Origin of the sequence: Proteus faecis (assembly GCF_030286765.1) — a bacterium.
GTDB classification, from domain to species: Bacteria; Pseudomonadota; Gammaproteobacteria; order Enterobacterales; family Enterobacteriaceae; genus Proteus; species Proteus faecis.
Genome location: NZ_JASVWV010000003.1, coordinates 304,914 through 323,493, shown reverse-complemented (window position 1 = coordinate 323,493; position 18,580 = coordinate 304,914). Strand labels below are relative to the sequence as shown.

The following is an 18,580-nucleotide window of genomic DNA, read 5'->3' as shown; positions in this document are numbered from 1 at the left end:
CCTGCCATTGTTGCGGTCACAAAATGCCGGAGATGCCGTTAAATAAACGCATCTGGCAATGTCCTGAATGCGGAATTGAGCATGACCGCGATATCAACGCGGCGATCAACATCGAACGCAAGGGCATGCTGGAATTACAAGCGGCGGGACTCGTCGTTTCTGCCCATGGAGGCCAGCGTAAATCCGTCACACAGACGGTTGCGGTCTAAGAAGTGGGAAGCCTCGCCCGACAGGGCGGGGAGCAGTCACTTAAATAGAAAATCCGTAGAATAAAAAACGCCAGATAAAATTAATCATCTGGCGTGGTTCTAATTGAAGCGAACTTCAATAATTATGCGTTTTCTTGTTGGCTTGCTTGAATTGCTGTCAACGCAACGGTGTAGACGATATCATCTACTAATGCACCACGAGAAAGGTCATTTACTGGCTTACGCATACCTTGTAACATTGGTCCGATTGAAACCAAGTCAGCTGAACGTTGTACCGCTTTATAAGTGGTGTTACCGGTGTTCAGATCAGGGAAGATAAACACAGTCGCTTTACCTGCAACGGGTGAATTTGGCGCTTTAGATTTAGCAACGTCAGCCATAACTGCTGCGTCGTATTGTAAAGGACCATCAATCATCAGGTCTGGGCGTTTTTCTTGTGCTAAACGTGTCGCTTCACGAACTTTCTCTACATCGCTACCTGCACCTGAGTTACCAGTAGAATAAGAGATCATCGCAACGCGAGGGTCGATACCGAATGCAATTGCAGAGTCTGCAGATTGAATTGCGATTTCAGCCAGTTGTTCTGCTGTTGGATCTGGGTTAATTGCACAGTCACCATAAACATAAACTTGTTCAGGTAACAGCATAAAGAACACAGAAGACACTAATGAGCTACCTGGAGCAGTTTTGATTAACTGTAATGGTGGGCGAATAGTGTTAGCAGTTGTATGAACAGCACCAGAAACTAGGCCATCTACTTCGCCTTTTTCCAGCATTAATGTGCCAAGAACAACGTTATCTTCTAACTGTTCACGAGCAACAACTTCTGTCATACCTTTGTTTTTACGTAGTTCAACTAAGCGAGGTACATAGATTTCACGGACTTCTTTAGGATTGACTAACTCAATACCTGTACCTAATTCAACGCCTTGTGCGGTTGCTACGCGACGAATTTCTTCAGGATCGCCTAACAGTACGCAAGTTGCTATGCCGCGATCAGCACAAATTGCTGCGGCTTTAACAGTACGTGGCTCATCACCTTCTGGTAAAACGATACGTTTTTTCGCTTTACGTGCTAATTCTGTTAATTGATAACGGAATGCTGGTGGTGATAAACGGTTAGGGCGTTCAGAATTAGCGGTCAGAGAATCAATCCATTGTGTATTGATATGTTGAGCAACGTAGTTCTGAATTTTTTCAATACGTTCATGGTCATCAGCAGGCACTTCTAAGCTAAAGCTTTGCAGATTTAGAGAGGTCTGCCAAGTGTTTGCATTAACCATAAAAATTGGTAAGCCAGTTTCGAATGCACGTTCACAAAGTTGTTTGATTGGTGCATCGATTTGGTAGCCACCTGTTAGTAGGATTGCACCAATTTCAACGCCATTCATTGCTGCAAGGCATGCTGAAACTAATACATCAGGGCGATCCGCTGAAGTCACTAACAGTGAACCTGGACGGAAATGTTCTAACATGTGTGGAATACTGCGGGCACAGAAAGTCACAGATTTAATACGACGAGTTTCAATATCGCCTTTATTGACGATAGTCGCATTTAAGTGTTTTGCCATATCTGTTGCACGAGTGGCGATTAAATCGAAGTTCCATGGAATGCAACCCAGTAAAGGTAGTGGGCTATTTTTTTCGATGGTTTTTAAATCGACATTAGAGATAATCGCTTTACTTGAATCATCAAAGATTTCAGATAAGTCAGGGCGAGTACGACCTTGATCATCAACAGGTGCATTTAGCTTGTTAACAATAACGCCTGTAATATTTTGGTTTTTTACACCGCCGAATTCAGCACGCGCAAATTCGATACGCTCTTTTAGCTGTTCAACAGTGTTGTTACCTAATGCAGTAACGAAAACAATTTCTGCACCTAATGTTTTTGCAATTTCATAATTTAATGATTGTGCAAAAGGGTGCTTACGCATAGGCACTAGACCTTCGATGAGAACAACTTCTGCATCAGCTGTGTTTTCATGGTATCTAGCAACAATTTCTTCCATCAGAACATCTTTTTGGTTTGAGCTGAGTAGAGACTCAACATAATCCATATTTAAAGGTTCTGATGATTGAATAGTGGAGTGAGAGCGGATAATCGCAGTTGTCTGATCTAAAGCGCCTTTTACACGAGGTTGTGCAATTGGTTTGAACACGCTAAGGCGAACGCCTTTTTGTTCCATAGAACGGATAACACCCAAGCTGACGCTGGTTAAACCTACGCGTGTATCAGTTGGGACTAGCATAATTGTACGGGACACGGAAACCTCTTTAAATATCGGTTGCTCGTTATGTAAAACAGTACTGCCAGCATGACACTGGCAGTACATCAAAGAACTTAAGCGGTCAGGCGACTTGCGTCCTGAGCGATAACTAACTCTTCGTTAGTTGGGATAACAACAGCAAGACGGCTGTTATCGGTAGTGATAATGCCTGATTTACCAAAACGTGCATCTAAGTTACGTTGATGATCAACTTCGAAGCCTAACAGAGACAGTTTTTTCAGAGATAATTCACGTACCATTGCTGCGTTTTCACCGATACCACCAGTAAAGATAATAGCATCTAAACGGCCTTCCATCAGTGCACAGTAAGAACCAATGTATTTCGCTAAACGATGGCAGTAAACGTCCATTGCACGTTTAGCATCTTCTTTAGTATCGTAGTTATCTTCAACATAACGGCAGTCACTAGTAACTTCTGTTAAACCTAACAGGCCAGATTCTTTAGTCAGTAGTTTGTTGATATCTTCAACGCTCATACCTAAAGTGTCGTGTAAATGGAACACGATAGCAGGGTCGATATCACCACTACGAGTACCCATTACTAAACCTTCTAATGGAGTTAGACCCATTGAGGTATCAACACATTTACCGTTAACAACTGCAGAAACAGAACCACCATTACCTAAGTGGCAAGTGATTACGTTCAGTTCATCAACAGGTTTGTTTAACATTTTAGCGGCTTCACGAGAAACATAGAAATGGCTAGTTCCGTGAGCACCGTAACGACGGATGCTGTGATCTTTATATAAGCTATATGGCAGAGCATATAAATAAGCTTCTTGTGGCATTGTTTGATGGAAAGCGGTATCAAATACTGCAACCATTTTTTCAATTAAATGAGGGAATGCTTTACGCGCTTCTTCAATACCAATAAGGTGAGCTGGGTTATGCAATGGTGCAAATGGGATAGCAGCTTCAATGCCTTTGATAACTTCGTCAGTGATCACGACAGATTTAGTGAATTTCTCACCACCATGAACAATACGGTGGCCAATAGAGGCGATTTGTGCAGAAAGTTCTGGTTTTTCTGCCAGAATAGTATTTACGATGAAGTTTAATGCTTCGCTATGAGCAGCGCCTGCGCCTAACGCAGCTTCGTGTTTCTGGCCATCCATTTTCCACTTCAGGCGGGCTTCAGGAAGGTTGAAGCATTCAGCCAAACCTGACAGGAATTCTTCACCATTTTCTGGGTTGATAATTGCAAATTTAAGAGAAGAACTACCGCAGTTCAGTACCAGCACCAGCTTACTTGACATGGAATTACCTATTTATCTTGTTGTCGTAGTGTCTTTTATATTATAAAGACGGTGGTTAATAAAACGTCAATCATAAAAGCCTATCGCATTACTATGATGACATTAATGACGCGCATCATGCTTAAAGTAAAAAACTTGATGCTAATTATAGTTGCCAATCATTAATTGGACGATTTTTATTCACCCATTAGCTTTTCGCGTTAAAATCGGCGAAAAGGGTTGAAAATCACGCCGGCAAACAAAATATAGCGCTTTATTGCCACAAACCTTTAGAATGGGCACAGGATACAGAGTAAAGGCAACAAAGACAAAATATACTTAATTCTACTAAAAGATTTTTATTCTTTATAGGTATTTTTTAAAAGTTACAGAAGAAATTGATTGAGGTCATTATGAGCGAACCGACAGTGACTCCCCCTGGCTTTTTTAAAAAGCTTCGTTTGGGTAACGAGTATTTAAAAACCTGGCCGGTTGAAAAGCAATTAGCACCTGTTTTTCCTGAGAATCGTATTATCAAAGCTACACGTTTTGGTATTCGTTATATGCCACCTATTGCCATTTTTACAATGACATGGCAAATCGCATTAAGTGGTAATTTAGGGCCTGCAATGACGACAGCGCTCTTTGCTTGTAGCTTGCCAATGCAGGGGTTATGGTGGTTAGGTAAGCGTGCAGCAACACCACTTCCAGCTGCGTTATTACGTTGGTTTTATGAAATTCGAGAAAAATTTGAAGAAGCTGGCATCGCTTTAGCACCTGTTGAGCAAACACCAACTTACCTTTCTTTAGCTCATTTATTAAAACGTGCTTTTAAGCAACTTGATCGCTCTTTTCTTGATGATGTGTAGAACATTTGTTCTACCTTCTTCGTTTGTCATGATTGTCATCTGAATTACCCCGTTGAGATCAAAAAACGCGTAGTTAGCACTACTCAATACTTTTGATTAATGACATGATCCTTCCAATAATTTCTTTGGAGAATTAATGATGGAAATGACACACGCACAACGCTTGATCCTCTCTAATCAGTATAAAATGATGACTATGATGGATCCTGATAACGCTGAACGTTATCGTCGCTATCAGACAATTATTGAACGCGGTTATGGATTACAATTACGTGAACTTGATCGAGACTTCGATGAAATGTCAGAAGAGACTTGCCGTACCATTATTAACGTCATGGAAATGTACCATGCACTGCAAGTTTCTCGTGATAACTTAAAAGAACAAGAGATGCCAGATGCTCGTCGCGTCGCATTTATAGGCTTTGATGCGGCGACAGAATCTCGCTATCTTAGTTATGTGCGTTTTATGGTGAATACAGAAGGGCGTTACACACATTTTGATAGTGGCAGTCATGGTTTTAACTCTCAAACACCAATGTGGGAAAAATACCAAAGAATGCTTGCTGTTTGGTTAGCGTGCCCTCGTCAATATCACCTTAGCGTCGTTGAAATTCAGCAAATACTCAATGCGTAATTGCAGTAGATAATAGTTGACGCATCACTGTAAGGTTAAGGTAGGCATAAAATATGGCAATCACATGTAAAGGTTTTCTGTTTGATCTCGATGGAACATTGGTTGATTCATTACCTGTTGTTGAACATTGCTGGGCGTTATTTGGTGAGCGTGTTGGTGTTTCAACACAAGAGATTAATGACTATATCCACGGAAAGCCGGCTATTGAGTCGATTCGCCATTTTATGCCTAATGCAACAGAACAAGAGATAACGGAAACTTTTCGTTGGCTAGAAAAATTAGAGTCAACACAAACAGAAGGCTTAGCTCCGCTTCCAGGTTCTATTGCGTTGATTAATCGTCTTAATAGCTTAAATATTCCATGGGCGATTGTCACATCAGGTACAGTTCCTATTGCCACAACGCGCCAATCTGTCACGGGGATCCCTGAACCTAAACATTGGGTTACCGCGGAATGTATTAGTAAAGGTAAACCTAATCCTGAGCCTTATCTTTTAGGTGCCAAAAAATTGGGGTTATTACCAGAAGATTGTGTGGTTTTTGAAGATGCTGCGGCGGGTATTTACTCCGGCTTAGATGCGGGATGCCAAGTCGTTGCTGTTCATGCACCTCTTTCCCTTCCTCGTCGTAGTGAAATTCATTTAATTATTGATTCTTTAAATGATATTCAAATCGAGAAGCAAGCTGAAAAAGTGATAATAACACACAAAAGATAGTCTTTTCTTTGATCATATTAGAAGATTTATAGTTGTAAAAATGGTCTACTTATCAATGTAGTGAATTGATGTCTTAAACTGTTTTCACTTATTGCTGATTGAGGCCATTTTGAATAGCGAATTATTATGGGTTTTAAGCCTGCTATTGATAGCTATTGTCCTTTTTACGACCAACAAAATCCGCATGGATGTGGTCGCTTTACTTGTCATCATCGCATTCGTTCTTAGCGGTACACTAACCTTAAATGAAGCTACGGTAGGATTTAGCGATCCGAACGTATTACTTATTGCTGCCCTTTTTGTTATTGGTGAAGGGTTAGTGAGAACTGGTGTGGCTTATCAAATGGGTGACTGGCTAGTTCGTGTCGCGGGTAGCAGTGAAGTTAAAATGCTTGTGCTATTAATGATATGCGTTGCAAGCCTAGGTGCTTTCATGAGTTCAACGGGCGTTGTCGCCATATTTATTCCTGTTGTATTGAGTGTTGCTGCTCGAATGAAAACATCGCCAGGTCGTTTAATGATGCCGTTAGGTTTTGCTGGGCTGATTAGCGGATTAATGACCTTAGTGGCAACGCCACCTAATATGGTTGTTAACAGTGAATTAGTCAGAGAGGGGTTACCGAGTTTTCAGTTTTTCTCTATTACACCTATTGGTATAGCGGTATTATTTGCAGGCATTCTTTATATGTTGGTAGTACGTCGCTGGCTAGGAAATAACGATAATGGTAAACAAAAAGAAGCTTATCGTCGTACTTTCCGTGATCTTATTCGTGATTATCAGTTAGCGGGACGCGCTCGTCGTTTAGCCATTCGTAAAGGTTCTCCGCTAGTAGGTCATTCACTTGATGAATTGCACTTACGCTCTCGTTATGGTGCAAACGTTGTCGGTATTGAACGCTGGAGGCGGTTTCGGCGTGTTATGGTTAGTGCAACTGGTGGCACTGAATTAAGAGAGCGTGATGTGTTATTAGTTGATATGTCAGCCAGTGATGTCGATTTACGTGAGTTTTGCCGTGAACAGCTGTTAGAGCCTATGGTATTGCGAGGTGAATATTTTTCTGAACAATCTCGTGATGTAGGGCTTGCTGAAGTATCCATGAATCCAGATTCAGAATTATTAGGTAAATCATTAAGAGAAATCAAATTTCGTACTCGTTATGGCCTAAACGTCGTTGCTATTCGTCGTGAAGGAAGTGCCTTACCGGGTAAAATTGTCGATGAGCCATTACGCCTTGGTGATGTGTTATTGGTGATTGGTGATTGGAAACTTATTCGTATTCTTTCGACGAAACCACGTAATTTTATTGTGTTAAATTTAGCAGCAGAAATTGAAACTGTTGCACCTGCTTCATCTCAAGCACCTCACGCACTGTTTTCGTTAGCGTTAATGGTGGCATTAATGGTAACGAATGAAGTCCCTAATTTTATTGCAGCACTTATTGCCTGTTTATTAATGGGTAAATTCCGTTGTATTGATATGGAAAGTGCTTATCGTTCTATTCATTGGCCAAGCATTATTTTAATTGTTGGTATGATGCCTTTTGCTGCGGCATTACAAAAAACAGGTGGTATAGAGCTGATTGTTAATGGCTTAATGGATGTGGCGGGTAGTGCTGGTCCTCAAGTGATGTTGGTGTGTTTATTTATACTTTGTGCATCCATTGGGTTGTTTATTTCCAATACGGCAACCGCGGTATTAATGGCACCAATAGCTATTGCTGCTGCGAATCAAATGAATGTGTCACCATTACCATTTGCAATGGTGATTGGTGTTGCTGCATCGGCAGCCTTTATGACACCGGTTTCATCACCTGTTAATACGCTTATTCTTGAGCCGGGGGGATATAAGTTTGCCGACTTTATTAAGATTGGAGTGCCATTTACGGTTATTGTGATGTTGATTAGTGTCTTCCTGATCCCGCTATTATTCCCATTCTAAATATCAATACTTTTGTTTTGCTGAAACGCTGTTTGTTAATTAATAAACAGCGTTTTTTATTTATTGGGCGGTGGTTTTTTATTTGATGTATGCGACATATCTATGAATGTGTGTTTTTTTAAATCATATCAACCATTGGGGAGTAAATTAATATGAAAATATAGATTATCAGGAGTTTTTAAAATGGAAATGACTAAAGTGAATAACTCAATTTTAACGAAGTTTTTCAAAGGAAATGATTCAAGTTATAATAAATTCAAATCATTAGGTGATAATATTAACGGTGTGAAAAACATATCATTACCATTATTATTTAATAATAATGCCCAATATGAAGAAATCACCTTTGGTACTCCAAAAGAAATAAAAACAATCTTACTTTCAACTTTTGCCCAAAAAGCTCCAATTAAAATAAATCAAAATATTTTAGAAGCAAAAGAATATGATAATCATGATGATGGTAATATTGTTAATCATGATGACAGTAATATTGATAATCATGATGACAGTAATATTGATAATCATGATGGCAGTAATATTGATAATCATGATGGCAGTAATATTGATAATCATGATGGCAGTAATATTGATAATCATGATGGCAGTAATATTGATAATCATGATGACAGTAATATTGATAGTCATGATGGCAGTAATATTGATAATCATGATGGTAGTAATATTGATAATCATGATGACAGTAATATTGATAATCATGATGGCAGTAATATTGATAATCATGATGGCAGTAATATTGATAATCATGATGAGGTTGATATATCTAGATCATATACAGAAAAAAGAAATCAAGAGTTACAAAAAAAGCTTAATGACTATAGAAATTCAAATAATAACAATATTAATAAAACAGAAGATGAAAATATTGAGAAGAGATATAATTTAAATAGCAGTGATTTTTCTATTATTAAAAATGAAATTAAAAATAAAGAACTATCAAAAAAAGAGAAAGTATTGATCATGAAAAAATATTTACAAGCTAATGATATTTTTATGAAAAAAGTGGGGTTTATAGAAAAAATTAAAAATATATTTGGCAAGTCAGAGAAAATATATTGGATTAAGAGAGAGCAAGCTACAGATGCATTAAATATATTAAATAAATTTATGGAAAATAGTGAAAATATAAATAAAAAATAGTTTAATTACTATTAAAGTGAAAAATTAAAGTTTGAATCAAGATGAGTGTGTATTCACACTCATCTTTTTATAGAATAATAGTTTTATTTACTCACTAATCTCATCCAGCGATAAACTAAACCCCGGGACAAACACTTTTATAAAATAGTCCATTTCTGGGCTATTTCTCTCAGCTAAGGTTTTTTCTAACCGATTTTTCGCTAAATTAAATTCGCTATTACCGGCTGCTAACTCTTCAAGGCATTTTAAATAAGCACACAGACTGTCGGCTTGTTTTACAATAAATGTTTCTTCCTCGCTATGTAATTGCTCATCAATAAGAGGGCGAAAATCATCTTGTAATTCTTCGGGTAACATTTCAATTAGTTTTTGCTGTGCGTATTTTTCTATTTTTTTATATTCATGAGCAATTTGTGGATTGTGATATTTTATGGGAGTTGGCATATCACCAGTAATGACTTCACTGGCGTCATGATACATCGCCTGTAATGCAATACGTTCAGCATTAACATTACCATTAAACATCCGATTTTTAATTACAGCGAGTGCATGAGCAACAAAAGCCACTTGTAAACTGTGCTCAGAAACATTTTCTTGGCGAATGTTACGCATTAAAGGCCAACGAGTAATGAGTTTTAAGCGAGAAAGGTGGGCAAAAAAATAACTCATAATATCTCCCAATTGCGTGACTGAAGACATTATTGTGAGTGGATAATAGATAGATGTAAACATTAATAAAAAAGAAAATAAAAAACGCAATATAACGTATTGTAATATTGCGTTTTATTTTAGGTGTAGACAATTTTATTGATGATAACCCACAATAAAACGACCAAATTTTTGAATTGCCATATCTAAATCATCTTCGCGCGGAAGAGTAACGATACGGAAATGGTCAGGGTATGGCCAATTAAAGGCAGTACCTTGCACTAATAAGACTTTTTCTTGCAGTAACAAATCAAGGATCATTTTCTGATCGTTTTTAATACTGTAGCGGTTAAGGTCTATTTTAGGGAACATATACAATGCCCCCATAGGTTTAACACAAGAAACCCCTGGAATTTGATTAATGAGCTCCCAAGCGCGATTGCGTTGTTCGTATAAACGACCACCCGGCAGGATAAATTCACTAATACTTTGATAGCCTCCCAATGCCGTTTGAATAGCATGTTGCATTGGTACGTTGGCGCATAAACGCATCGATGCCAGCATATCTAAGCCTTCAATATAGCTTTTAGCCTGCTTTTTAGGACCATTTAATACCATCCAACCTTGACGGAAACCTGCAACACGGTAAGTTTTTGATAAACCATTAAATGTGACGGTTAATAAATCGGGGGCCATGGCAGCGATAGAATGATGTTGTGCATCGTCATACAGAATTTTATCGTAGATCTCGTCAGCGAAGATAATCAGGTTGTGTTGACGTGCTATTTCAACGATTTCCATCAGAATATCTTTGCTATACACCGCACCTGTTGGATTATTTGGGTTGATAATAACAATACCACGGGTATTTTTTGTAATTTTACTGCGGATATCATCTAAATCTGGGAACCAACCTTGTTGCTCGTCACACATATAGTGAACAGCATTTCCTCCTGAAAGAGAAACTGCGGCTGTCCATAATGGATAATCAGGCGCAGGTACGAGCATTTCATCGCCGTTATTCAATAAGGCTTGCATCGCTTGTACGATTAATTCAGAAACACCATTACCAATATAAATGTCTTCAACAGTGATATCTCTCATATCACGAGCTTGATAATGCTGCATGATAGCTTTACGCGCAGAAAATAGACCTTTAGAGTCGCTATAACCTTGAGAGCTTGGTAAGTTGCGGATCACATCTACTAAAATTTCATCTGGTGCTTCAAAGCCAAAAGGTGCCGGGTTACCAATATTGAGTTTTAAAACTTTGTTACCTTCTTCTTCCAGACGTTTTGCTTCTTGCAAAACCGGACCTCTAATGTCGTAACAGACATGTTCGAGTTTGTTTGATTTTTTAATCTGATTCATAGCGCGTTTACCTAATAGGGTCTGACTCGTATCTTTATTGTGATTATGGCGACGTAGCGACATTTATCGCCGGTTGCTATTCATATAGAAAGATACAAATGAAAAGGTTATCCCAGCAAATAACTGTTCTATCACTCTACTCTCACGTTACAAACTTTTGAAGATGCTAGGTAATTTTTGGTGTAAAAGGTCATTTTATTCTTAGAATGTTATTTTGATGACTGATTGTATTGCTTATTGTGGATTTATATTTTGGTTATGATGAATAATCTGAATTATTATTCTGCTGGAAAGGGGCTTTTTAGTGTGTCGATTAGAAATAAGTTGATGTGATAGATTGGTAGGTGAAATGTTGCATAATCAATTATTGAATAATTTTATCGGATTTGTATTATCTGACTTAATATATTAAATTTTCAAATAATATGGTTAAATCTACTTTATTCTATAGCAATCAATTAGTTTAAGTATAAATTAAATTTAAATCTTAAATTTAGTTTATAGGGGGAAATACTTAAATCCGAATGCATAGTTAAGATAATTTAAATTATTTTCAAAATGTTAAAATTTATGAATGAGAAAGCAACATAGTATGATCTAAGTCTAACTTGTGATGACGGTATAGAGTTCTTTCTTGTGAATGCCTGAAATGATAATAAAATTTAATTTGTTACAAAAAGATGCAATTCCTTTCTATCTAGGAGGTGTAAACGATAAGAAACAAATGTAAAGTATTCAGTATGTCTTTGCTCTCCTTTTCAGAGTAAAGTACAGTCTGAATCGGAAGTCTTTTTTAGACTTTTGATATAAAACACCAGGTATATGTAATTTAAAAATCAAAAATAAGTGAAGAATAAACAATGATTAATGCAAATCGTCCGATAATGAATCTCGACCTCGATCTGCTTAGAACGTTTGTAGCTGTAGCAGATTTGAACACTTTTGCAGCCGCCGCTGCTGCTGTATGTCGAACCCAATCTGCTGTGAGTCAGCAGATGCAACGTTTAGAGCAATTGGTGGGCAGAGAGCTTTTCGCCCGTCATGGTCGTAATAAACTTTTAACAGAGCATGGTCTACAACTGTTAGGTTATGCGCGTCAAATTCTGCGTGCAAATGATGATGCAACGGCATCATTAACGTATAGCGATGCAGAAGGGGAGCTACGTATTGGTGCTTCTGATGACTCTGTCGATACTTTATTACCGTTTTTGTTAAATCGTATCGCGTCAGTGTATCCTCGCTTAGCTGTTGATGTACGTATTAAGCGTTCTCAATATATTGAGACAATGCTAGATAATCATGAAATTGATTTAGCGTTAACAACAGCACGTATAGGTCATCACCCACGTACAGCGTTACGTACTGCACCCGTGTTATGGCATTGTGCGCCAGATTTCCAATTACAAATGAATGAACCTATTCCTTTAGTTGTTATGGATGAAACGAATCCATTCCGTCAATTAGCGATAAACACGTTAGATGACGCTGGAATTCAATGGCGTGTTGCTTATGAAGCGGCTTCTTTATCCGCTGTTCGTGCGGCAGTTAATGCCGAAGTGGGTATTACTGCTCGTCCACTGGAAATGCAAAATGCCGATTTGCGTATTTTAGGTGAAAGTGAAGGGTTACCTCGCTTACCTGAAACACAATATTGGTTATATCGTAACTCTGATGAACAAAATGAAGCAGTGTTAACGGTATTCAATGCAATTGAAAACAAGAAAACACCTTATACCGTTACTGCATCTGAAGATATTAGCTCTACTGAACTTGAATAATCACATTAATCATTGTGTGAATTTTTAGCGTTAAAACACAAAAATTAAAGATTAAAATAGAGTCAAATAGAACTGGATAGTGATGAATAATAATAAACGGGAATAGATGCAATGAAGTGCATTTATTTCCGTTTTTTTATTGCTTCTTTTTGAAATAGTAACATTATGTTAATAATTATGTTGTTTTATGTATTTATCTTTGTGACATTTCATTCCATAACTACCTTAACTGTTTGTTAAAAAAATGTTTACCTTCCCCCTTGGTTAATCACTTGTAGGATTTGTTAACAAATAAAAAGTTTGTCTAGGTTTTAAGAGAATAAAAAAGTAAATCTAAGCGGATATTTGACCTTCTCCACAATATTAGAAAGTTAATTTGTTAAAATTTGGATAAATTTTAAACTGATTAGGTGTTTTTTCGACTATTTTGTGAGTTTGATCAAAAAAATAAGGCACATTTGCCTGTGTTTAGTCAGGTTTTTCCTGAGATACTGGTGTAGTAAAATCGAATTATCGGTTAGACTAAGCGTGTTAGCATAAAGTTTGTCGGTTGACTGACACGTTTTAGCATTAACCCATAATCTAGTGTTAAAAATGAGTGTTGATTTTGTTAAATCGCGATAGAAAACTGAGTGATTTGTCGCAAAGTTTTCTAAAAAAGAAAAAAGGTATAAATAGACTGTTATTATTTCTTTAATTAGCAAGTCTGTTTAATTCGCTTTTTTTTCGTAATTAGAAATGTGGTGTAAACCGCCGGATAAGAGTTGGTTAATTGACACCACCTTTGATGAGTAAGCAATGAGTATGTCTACAACCACTGAAGTTATCGCCCATCATTGGGCATTTGCTGTCTTCCTCATAGGCGCATTGGGGTTATGTTCGCTCATGTTGTTGGGTGCCCGCTATTTAGGCGGACGCGCACAGGCAAGGGCAAAGCATGTTCCTTATGAATCTGGTCTTGATTCTGTTGGCAGCGCTCGTCTGCGCATGTCAGCTAAATTCTATTTAGTTGCCATGTTTTTCGTTATTTTCGATGTTGAAGCACTGTTTCTTTATGCCTGGGCTGTTTCCGTTCGTGAAGTTGGCTGGTTAGGCTTTATTGAAGCGTCAGTCTTCATCGCTATTTTATTAGCTGGATTATTCTATTTGGTTCGTATAGGCGCATTAGATTGGACGCCTGTTCGCTCTCGCCGTGAAACTGCGAGTAAAAGCCATGTTCGATTAACCAGCGGCAAACATCCGCAGCAGTAATAAGCGAGGCATTAGAAATGGATTATACGCTCACCCGCATAGATCCGAACGGTGAGAATGACCGTTATCCCCTGCAATCACAGGAAATTGTCAGTGACCCATTAGATGCTCACGTTCATCGCAGTGTGTATATGGGAAAACTGGAACATGCGTTGCATGACGTTGTGAACTGGGGACGGAAAAATTCTTTATGGCCATATAACTTTGGTCTTTCCTGTTGTTACGTTGAAATGGTGACATCATTTACGGCTGTACATGACGTAGCTCGTTTTGGTTCAGAAGTATTACGTGCATCTCCTCGTCAAGCTGACTTTATGGTGGTTGCAGGTACTTGCTTTACTAAGATGGCACCCGTTATTCAGCGTTTATACGATCAGATGTTAGAGCCTAAATGGGTTATCTCTATGGGGGCATGTGCTAACTCTGGTGGTATGTACGACATCTACTCAGTGGTGCAGGGTGTTGATAAGTTCATTCCAGTTGATGTGTATATTCCTGGATGCCCTCCACGCCCGGAAGCTTATATGCAGGCACTGATGTTATTACAAGAGTCCATTGGTAAAGAACGTCGCCCATTATCATGGGTTGTCGGCGACCAAGGCGTTTACCGTGCCAATATGCAATCAGAACGAGAAAGAAAACACGGTGAACGTATCGCAGTGAAAAATCTGCGTACTCCTGACGAAATTTAAAGGCTTTTGCCTAAGACGTAACCAGAGCAATGTGTTGCGATCATAGTAACCCTGATCAAAGTTGTGGTGAATAGAAATGACCGATCAGATAGCGCAAAAAGGCGCTCGGCCAGCGTGGGAAACGACCGATCATATTGATGATCAGGTGGTGAATGAACTGCGTCAGAAATTTGGTCCAGATGCCTTTACGTTCCAGCCTACTCGTACTGGCATGCCAGTTGTTTGGGTAAAACGGGAACAACTCATTGAGGTAATGTTATACCTCAAATCTTTACCAAAACCTTATGTCATGCTGTTTGATATGCATGGTTTTGATGAGCGTCTTCGTACGCATCGTCAAGGCTTGCCCGCAGCGGACTTTTCCGTTTTCTATCATCTGATATCAATCGATCGTAATAAAGATATTATGCTGAAAGTTGCATTAAGTGAAAATGATCTTAATGTTCCGACTATCACATCTATCTTTCCTAACTCGAATTGGTATGAGCGTGAAGTGTGGGATATGTTTGGAATTGTCTTTAATGGGCATCCAAATTTACGCCGTATTATGATGCTTCCTGATTGGGAAGGTCATCCACTGCGTAAAGATTATCCTGCTCGTGCGACAGAGTTCGATCCTTATGTGCTGACAAAGCAGAAACAGGATCTGGAAATGGAATCGCTGACATTCAAACCTGAAGAGTGGGGGATGAAACGCGGTACTGAGAATGAGGACTTTATGTTCTTAAACCTCGGTCCAAACCATCCATCATCTCACGGTGCATTCCGTATTATTCTTCAGCTTGATGGCGAGGAGATAGTCGACTGTGTGCCAGACGTGGGTTATCACCACCGTGGTGCTGAAAAAATGGGTGAGCGCCAATCTTGGCATAGCTATATTCCATACACAGACCGAATTGAATACCTCGGCGGATGCGTTAACGAAATGCCTTATGTACTTGCGGTAGAAAAACTTGCCGGTATTGAAGTACCTGAACGCGTTAAAGTTATTCGTGTCATGCTGTCAGAGCTATTCCGTATTAATAGTCACTTACTGTATATCAGTACCTTTATTCAAGACGTTGGTGCAATGACACCGGTGTTCTTTGCCTTTACTGACCGTCAGAAAGTTTACAACATCGTGGAAGCGATTACTGGATTCCGTATGCATCCTGCATGGTTCCGTATCGGTGGTGTTGCTCATGATTTACCTCGCGGTTGGGAACGCTTATTACGTGAATTCTTAGATTGGATGCCAAAACGTCTAGATTCTTACGTAAAAGCAGCACTGCAAAACAGTATCTTGAAAGGTCGTACTATTGGTGTTGCCTCATATAATGCTAAAGAAGCATTAGATTGGGGTGTGACAGGTGCAGGTCTTCGCGCAACAGGCGTTGAGTTTGATGTCCGTAAATGGCGTCCATATTCAGGTTATGAAAACTTTGAATTTGAAATCCCTGTCGCAAGCAATGGTGACTGTTATGATCGCGTAATGCTGAAAGTAGAAGAACTACGCCAAAGCTTACGTATTCTGGAACAGTGCTATAAAAACATGCCAGAAGGGCCATTTAAAGCAGACCATCCACTGACAACGCCTCCACCAAAAGAGCGCACATTACAGCATATTGAAACCATGATTAACCATTTCTTACAGGTTTCATGGGGTCCAGTTATGCCTGCTAATGAATCATTCCAGATGGTTGAAGCCACGAAAGGGATCAACAGCTATTACTTGACTAGTGATGGTAGCACGATGAGTTACCGTACGCGTATTCGTACGCCAAGTTTTGCTCACTTGCAACAAATCCCTGCGGTTATCCGCGGTAGTCTGGTTTCTGACTTGATTGTGTATCTGGGAAGTATTGATTTTGTAATGTCGGATGTGGATCGTTAATCATGCAAAATGAATTAAACCAAAAAGATGATGCCGTGCAGATCGAAATCGTTGATGTAACACATTCAAAGAAAGCAACGTTTGTTTTAACTGAAGAAGAACGTGCTGAAATTGAACAAGAAAAACATCATTACGAAGATCCTCGTGCAGCTTCTATTGAAGCACTGAAAATTGTGCAAAAGAACCGCGGTTGGGTTGAAGACGGCGCGATTTATGCGATTGCGGATGTTCTTGGGATCCCTGCAAGCGATGTTGAAGGCGTTGCTACGTTCTATAGCCAAATTTTCCGTCAACCCGTTGGCCGTCACATCATTCGTTTTTGTGACAGCGTGGTTTGTCATATTACAGGTTATCAAGGCATTCAGGCAGCAATTGAAAAGCATCTTAATATCATTCCTGGTCAAACTACACCAGATGGTCGCTTTACATTACTGCCAACCTGCTGTTTAGGTAATTGTGATAAAGGTCCTACCATGATGGTAGATGACGATACTCACAGCTTTGTTAAACCTGAAGAGATTGAAACGTTACTGGAGCAGTATCCATGACAGCAATTTCAGGAGCAAAACCGATTATTCGTAGCGCGGAAACGCATCCGCTAACGTGGCGCTTACGTGATGATCGTCAGCCTGTATGGCTGGATGAATACCGTGCTACAAACGGTTATAAAGCGGCAGAAAAAGCATTAAAAGGTATGTCCCCGACTGAGGTGACCACTGAAGTTAAAGATGCTGGTCTAAAAGGTCGTGGTGGTGCTGGATTCTCAACAGGCTTGAAATGGAGCCTGATGCCAAAAGATGAAAGCATGAATATCCGTTACATCCTTTGTAACGCGGATGAAATGGAGCCGGGTACTTATAAAGACCGTCTCTTAATGGAAGAACTTCCACATCTGTTAATTGAAGGGATGATCATCGGTGCTCACGCACTCAAAGCTTACCGTGGTTATATTTTCCTTCGCGGAGAATATATCGAAGCGGCTAAGAATTTACGCCATGCCATTGAGGAAGCAAAAGCAGCAGGCTTTCTTGGTAAAAATATCTTTGGTTCAGGAATTGATTTTGAACTGTTTGTTCACACAGGTGCAGGTCGTTACATCTGTGGTGAAGAGACCGCATTAATCAACTCATTAGAAGGTCGTCGTGCCAACCCGCGTTCTAAACCTCCATTCCCTGCAACATCAGGTGCATGGGGCAAACCAACGTGCGTCAATAACGTAGAAACACTGTGTAACGTACCTGCAATTATTGAACACGGCAAAGATTGGTATATCGGCTTAAGTGAAGGCAAAAGCCCAGATGCGGGTACTAAGTTAATGGGGTTCTCAGGTCGCGTGAAATATCCGGGCTTATGGGAATTACCATTTGGTACAACAGCGCGTGAGATCCTTGAAGATTACGCGGGTGGTATGCGTGATGGTCTTAAGCTGAAAGCATGGCAACCGGGTGGTGCAGGTACTGACTTCTTAACAGAAGATCACCTCGATCTTCCAATGGATTTTGGCACGATAGCAAAAGCTGGTAGTCGTTTAGGTACAGCACTTGCGATGGCGGTAGATAATGAAATTAATATGGTTTCATTAACCCGTAACTTAGAAGAGTTCTTTGCGCGTGAATCTTGTGGCTGGTGTACACCTTGTCGTGATGGTTTGCCATGGAGTGTTGAAATCTTACGTGCGATAGAAAACGGTAAAGGTCGCCCTGGTGATATCGAAACTCTTGAGCATTTATGTCGTTCTTTAAGTCCAGGACACACATTCTGTGCTCACGCACCGGGTGCAGTAGAACCTTTACAAAGCGCCATTAAATATTTCCGTGAAGAATTTGAGGCTGGCATTATTCAAGAAGATTATACCAATGCCAACTTGATCCGAGGTATTCAGCCTAACTTGCTGAAAAGCCGCTGGTAATTTTTCA

16 protein-coding genes are annotated in these 18,580 nt (G+C 39.4%); 12 read left to right on the top strand and 4 right to left on the bottom strand.

Annotation, left to right across the window (positions count from 1 at the left end; translation table 11 throughout):
- Positions 1-209: zinc ribbon domain-containing protein (locus tag QSH13_RS07085; RefSeq protein WP_286038978.1), on the top strand; the 209-nt coding region annotated here is incomplete at its 5' end.
- Between the two features lie 122 nt (positions 210-331).
- Here the strand turns inward: QSH13_RS07085 and pta are convergent.
- Entirely contained in the window at positions 332-2,476 is a 2,145-nt protein-coding gene (gene pta / locus QSH13_RS07080; RefSeq protein ID WP_109395776.1) for a phosphate acetyltransferase, read from the bottom strand.
- 77 nt (positions 2,477-2,553) lie between these two features.
- A complete protein-coding gene (ackA, locus tag QSH13_RS07075) occupies positions 2,554-3,756 on the bottom strand; it encodes an acetate kinase (RefSeq protein WP_109395777.1) in 1,203 nt (400 codons plus the stop codon).
- Positions 3,757-4,148: 392 nt separating this feature from the next.
- On the opposite strand from ackA, the gene yfbV reads away from it, so the two are divergent.
- The 5 genes from yfbV to QSH13_RS07050 all read left to right on the top strand — a co-directional run bounded on the left by yfbV (position 4,149) and on the right by QSH13_RS07050 (position 9,051).
- Entirely contained in the window at positions 4,149-4,604 is a 456-nt protein-coding gene (yfbV, locus tag QSH13_RS07070; protein ID WP_109395778.1) for a terminus macrodomain insulation protein YfbV, read from the top strand.
- Positions 4,605-4,743: 139 nt separating this feature from the next.
- Positions 4,744-5,238 carry a YfbU family protein gene (locus tag QSH13_RS07065; protein WP_036913439.1) on the top strand — a complete coding sequence of 165 codons (495 nt, stop codon included), beginning with the start codon at positions 4,744-4,746 and terminating at the stop codon, positions 5,236-5,238.
- Between the two features lie 53 nt (positions 5,239-5,291).
- Positions 5,292-5,954, top strand: coding sequence for a sugar phosphatase (locus QSH13_RS07060; RefSeq protein ID WP_286038977.1), 663 nt, complete (start codon positions 5,292-5,294; stop codon positions 5,952-5,954).
- Positions 5,955-6,063: 109 nt separating this feature from the next.
- Complete coding sequence (locus QSH13_RS07055) at positions 6,064-7,893, top strand: SLC13 family permease (RefSeq protein WP_109395780.1); 1,830 nt, start codon at positions 6,064-6,066, stop codon at positions 7,891-7,893.
- 183 nt (positions 7,894-8,076) lie between these two features.
- Entirely contained in the window at positions 8,077-9,051 is a 975-nt protein-coding gene (locus QSH13_RS07050; RefSeq protein ID WP_286038976.1) for a hypothetical protein, read from the top strand.
- Positions 9,052-9,138: 87 nt separating this feature from the next.
- Here the strand turns inward: QSH13_RS07050 and yfbR are convergent, their stop codons facing one another.
- Both yfbR and QSH13_RS07040 read right to left on the bottom strand, forming a co-directional pair.
- Positions 9,139-9,720, bottom strand: a complete 582-nt coding sequence (gene yfbR, locus QSH13_RS07045) for a 5'-deoxynucleotidase (protein ID WP_109395782.1) — start codon at positions 9,718-9,720, stop codon at positions 9,139-9,141.
- Positions 9,721-9,855: 135 nt separating this feature from the next.
- Positions 9,856-11,070, bottom strand: a complete 1,215-nt coding sequence (locus tag QSH13_RS07040) for a pyridoxal phosphate-dependent aminotransferase (RefSeq protein ID WP_072063486.1) — start codon at positions 11,068-11,070, stop codon at positions 9,856-9,858.
- An 860-nt stretch (positions 11,071-11,930) separates the two neighbouring features.
- Here QSH13_RS07040 and hexA point away from each other — a divergent pair.
- The 6 genes from hexA to nuoF all read left to right on the top strand — a co-directional run bounded on the left by hexA (position 11,931) and on the right by nuoF (position 18,573).
- A complete protein-coding gene (gene hexA / locus QSH13_RS07035; protein WP_006533310.1) occupies positions 11,931-12,848 on the top strand; it encodes a transcriptional regulator HexA in 918 nt (305 codons plus the stop codon).
- Positions 12,849-13,646: 798 nt separating this feature from the next.
- Positions 13,647-14,099, top strand: a complete 453-nt coding sequence (locus QSH13_RS07030) for an NADH-quinone oxidoreductase subunit A (protein ID WP_036912633.1) — start codon at positions 13,647-13,649, stop codon at positions 14,097-14,099.
- 17 nt (positions 14,100-14,116) lie between these two features.
- Complete coding sequence (locus QSH13_RS07025) at positions 14,117-14,791, top strand: NuoB/complex I 20 kDa subunit family protein (protein ID WP_004243697.1); 675 nt, start codon at positions 14,117-14,119, stop codon at positions 14,789-14,791.
- 76 nt (positions 14,792-14,867) lie between these two features.
- Complete coding sequence (gene nuoC / locus QSH13_RS07020; RefSeq protein WP_075670636.1) at positions 14,868-16,664, top strand: NADH-quinone oxidoreductase subunit C/D; 1,797 nt, start codon at positions 14,868-14,870, stop codon at positions 16,662-16,664.
- A 2-nt stretch (positions 16,665-16,666) separates the two neighbouring features.
- Positions 16,667-17,212: an NADH-quinone oxidoreductase subunit NuoE gene (gene nuoE, locus QSH13_RS07015; protein ID WP_006533305.1), complete on the top strand. Its 546-nt coding sequence runs from the start codon at positions 16,667-16,669 to the stop codon at positions 17,210-17,212.
- Positions 17,209-18,573 carry an NADH-quinone oxidoreductase subunit NuoF gene (nuoF, locus tag QSH13_RS07010; RefSeq protein ID WP_023581728.1) on the top strand — a complete coding sequence of 455 codons (1,365 nt, stop codon included), beginning with the start codon at positions 17,209-17,211 and terminating at the stop codon, positions 18,571-18,573. The genes nuoE and nuoF overlap by 4 nt, the downstream gene beginning before the upstream one ends.
- Positions 18,574-18,580 lie beyond the last annotated feature (7 nt).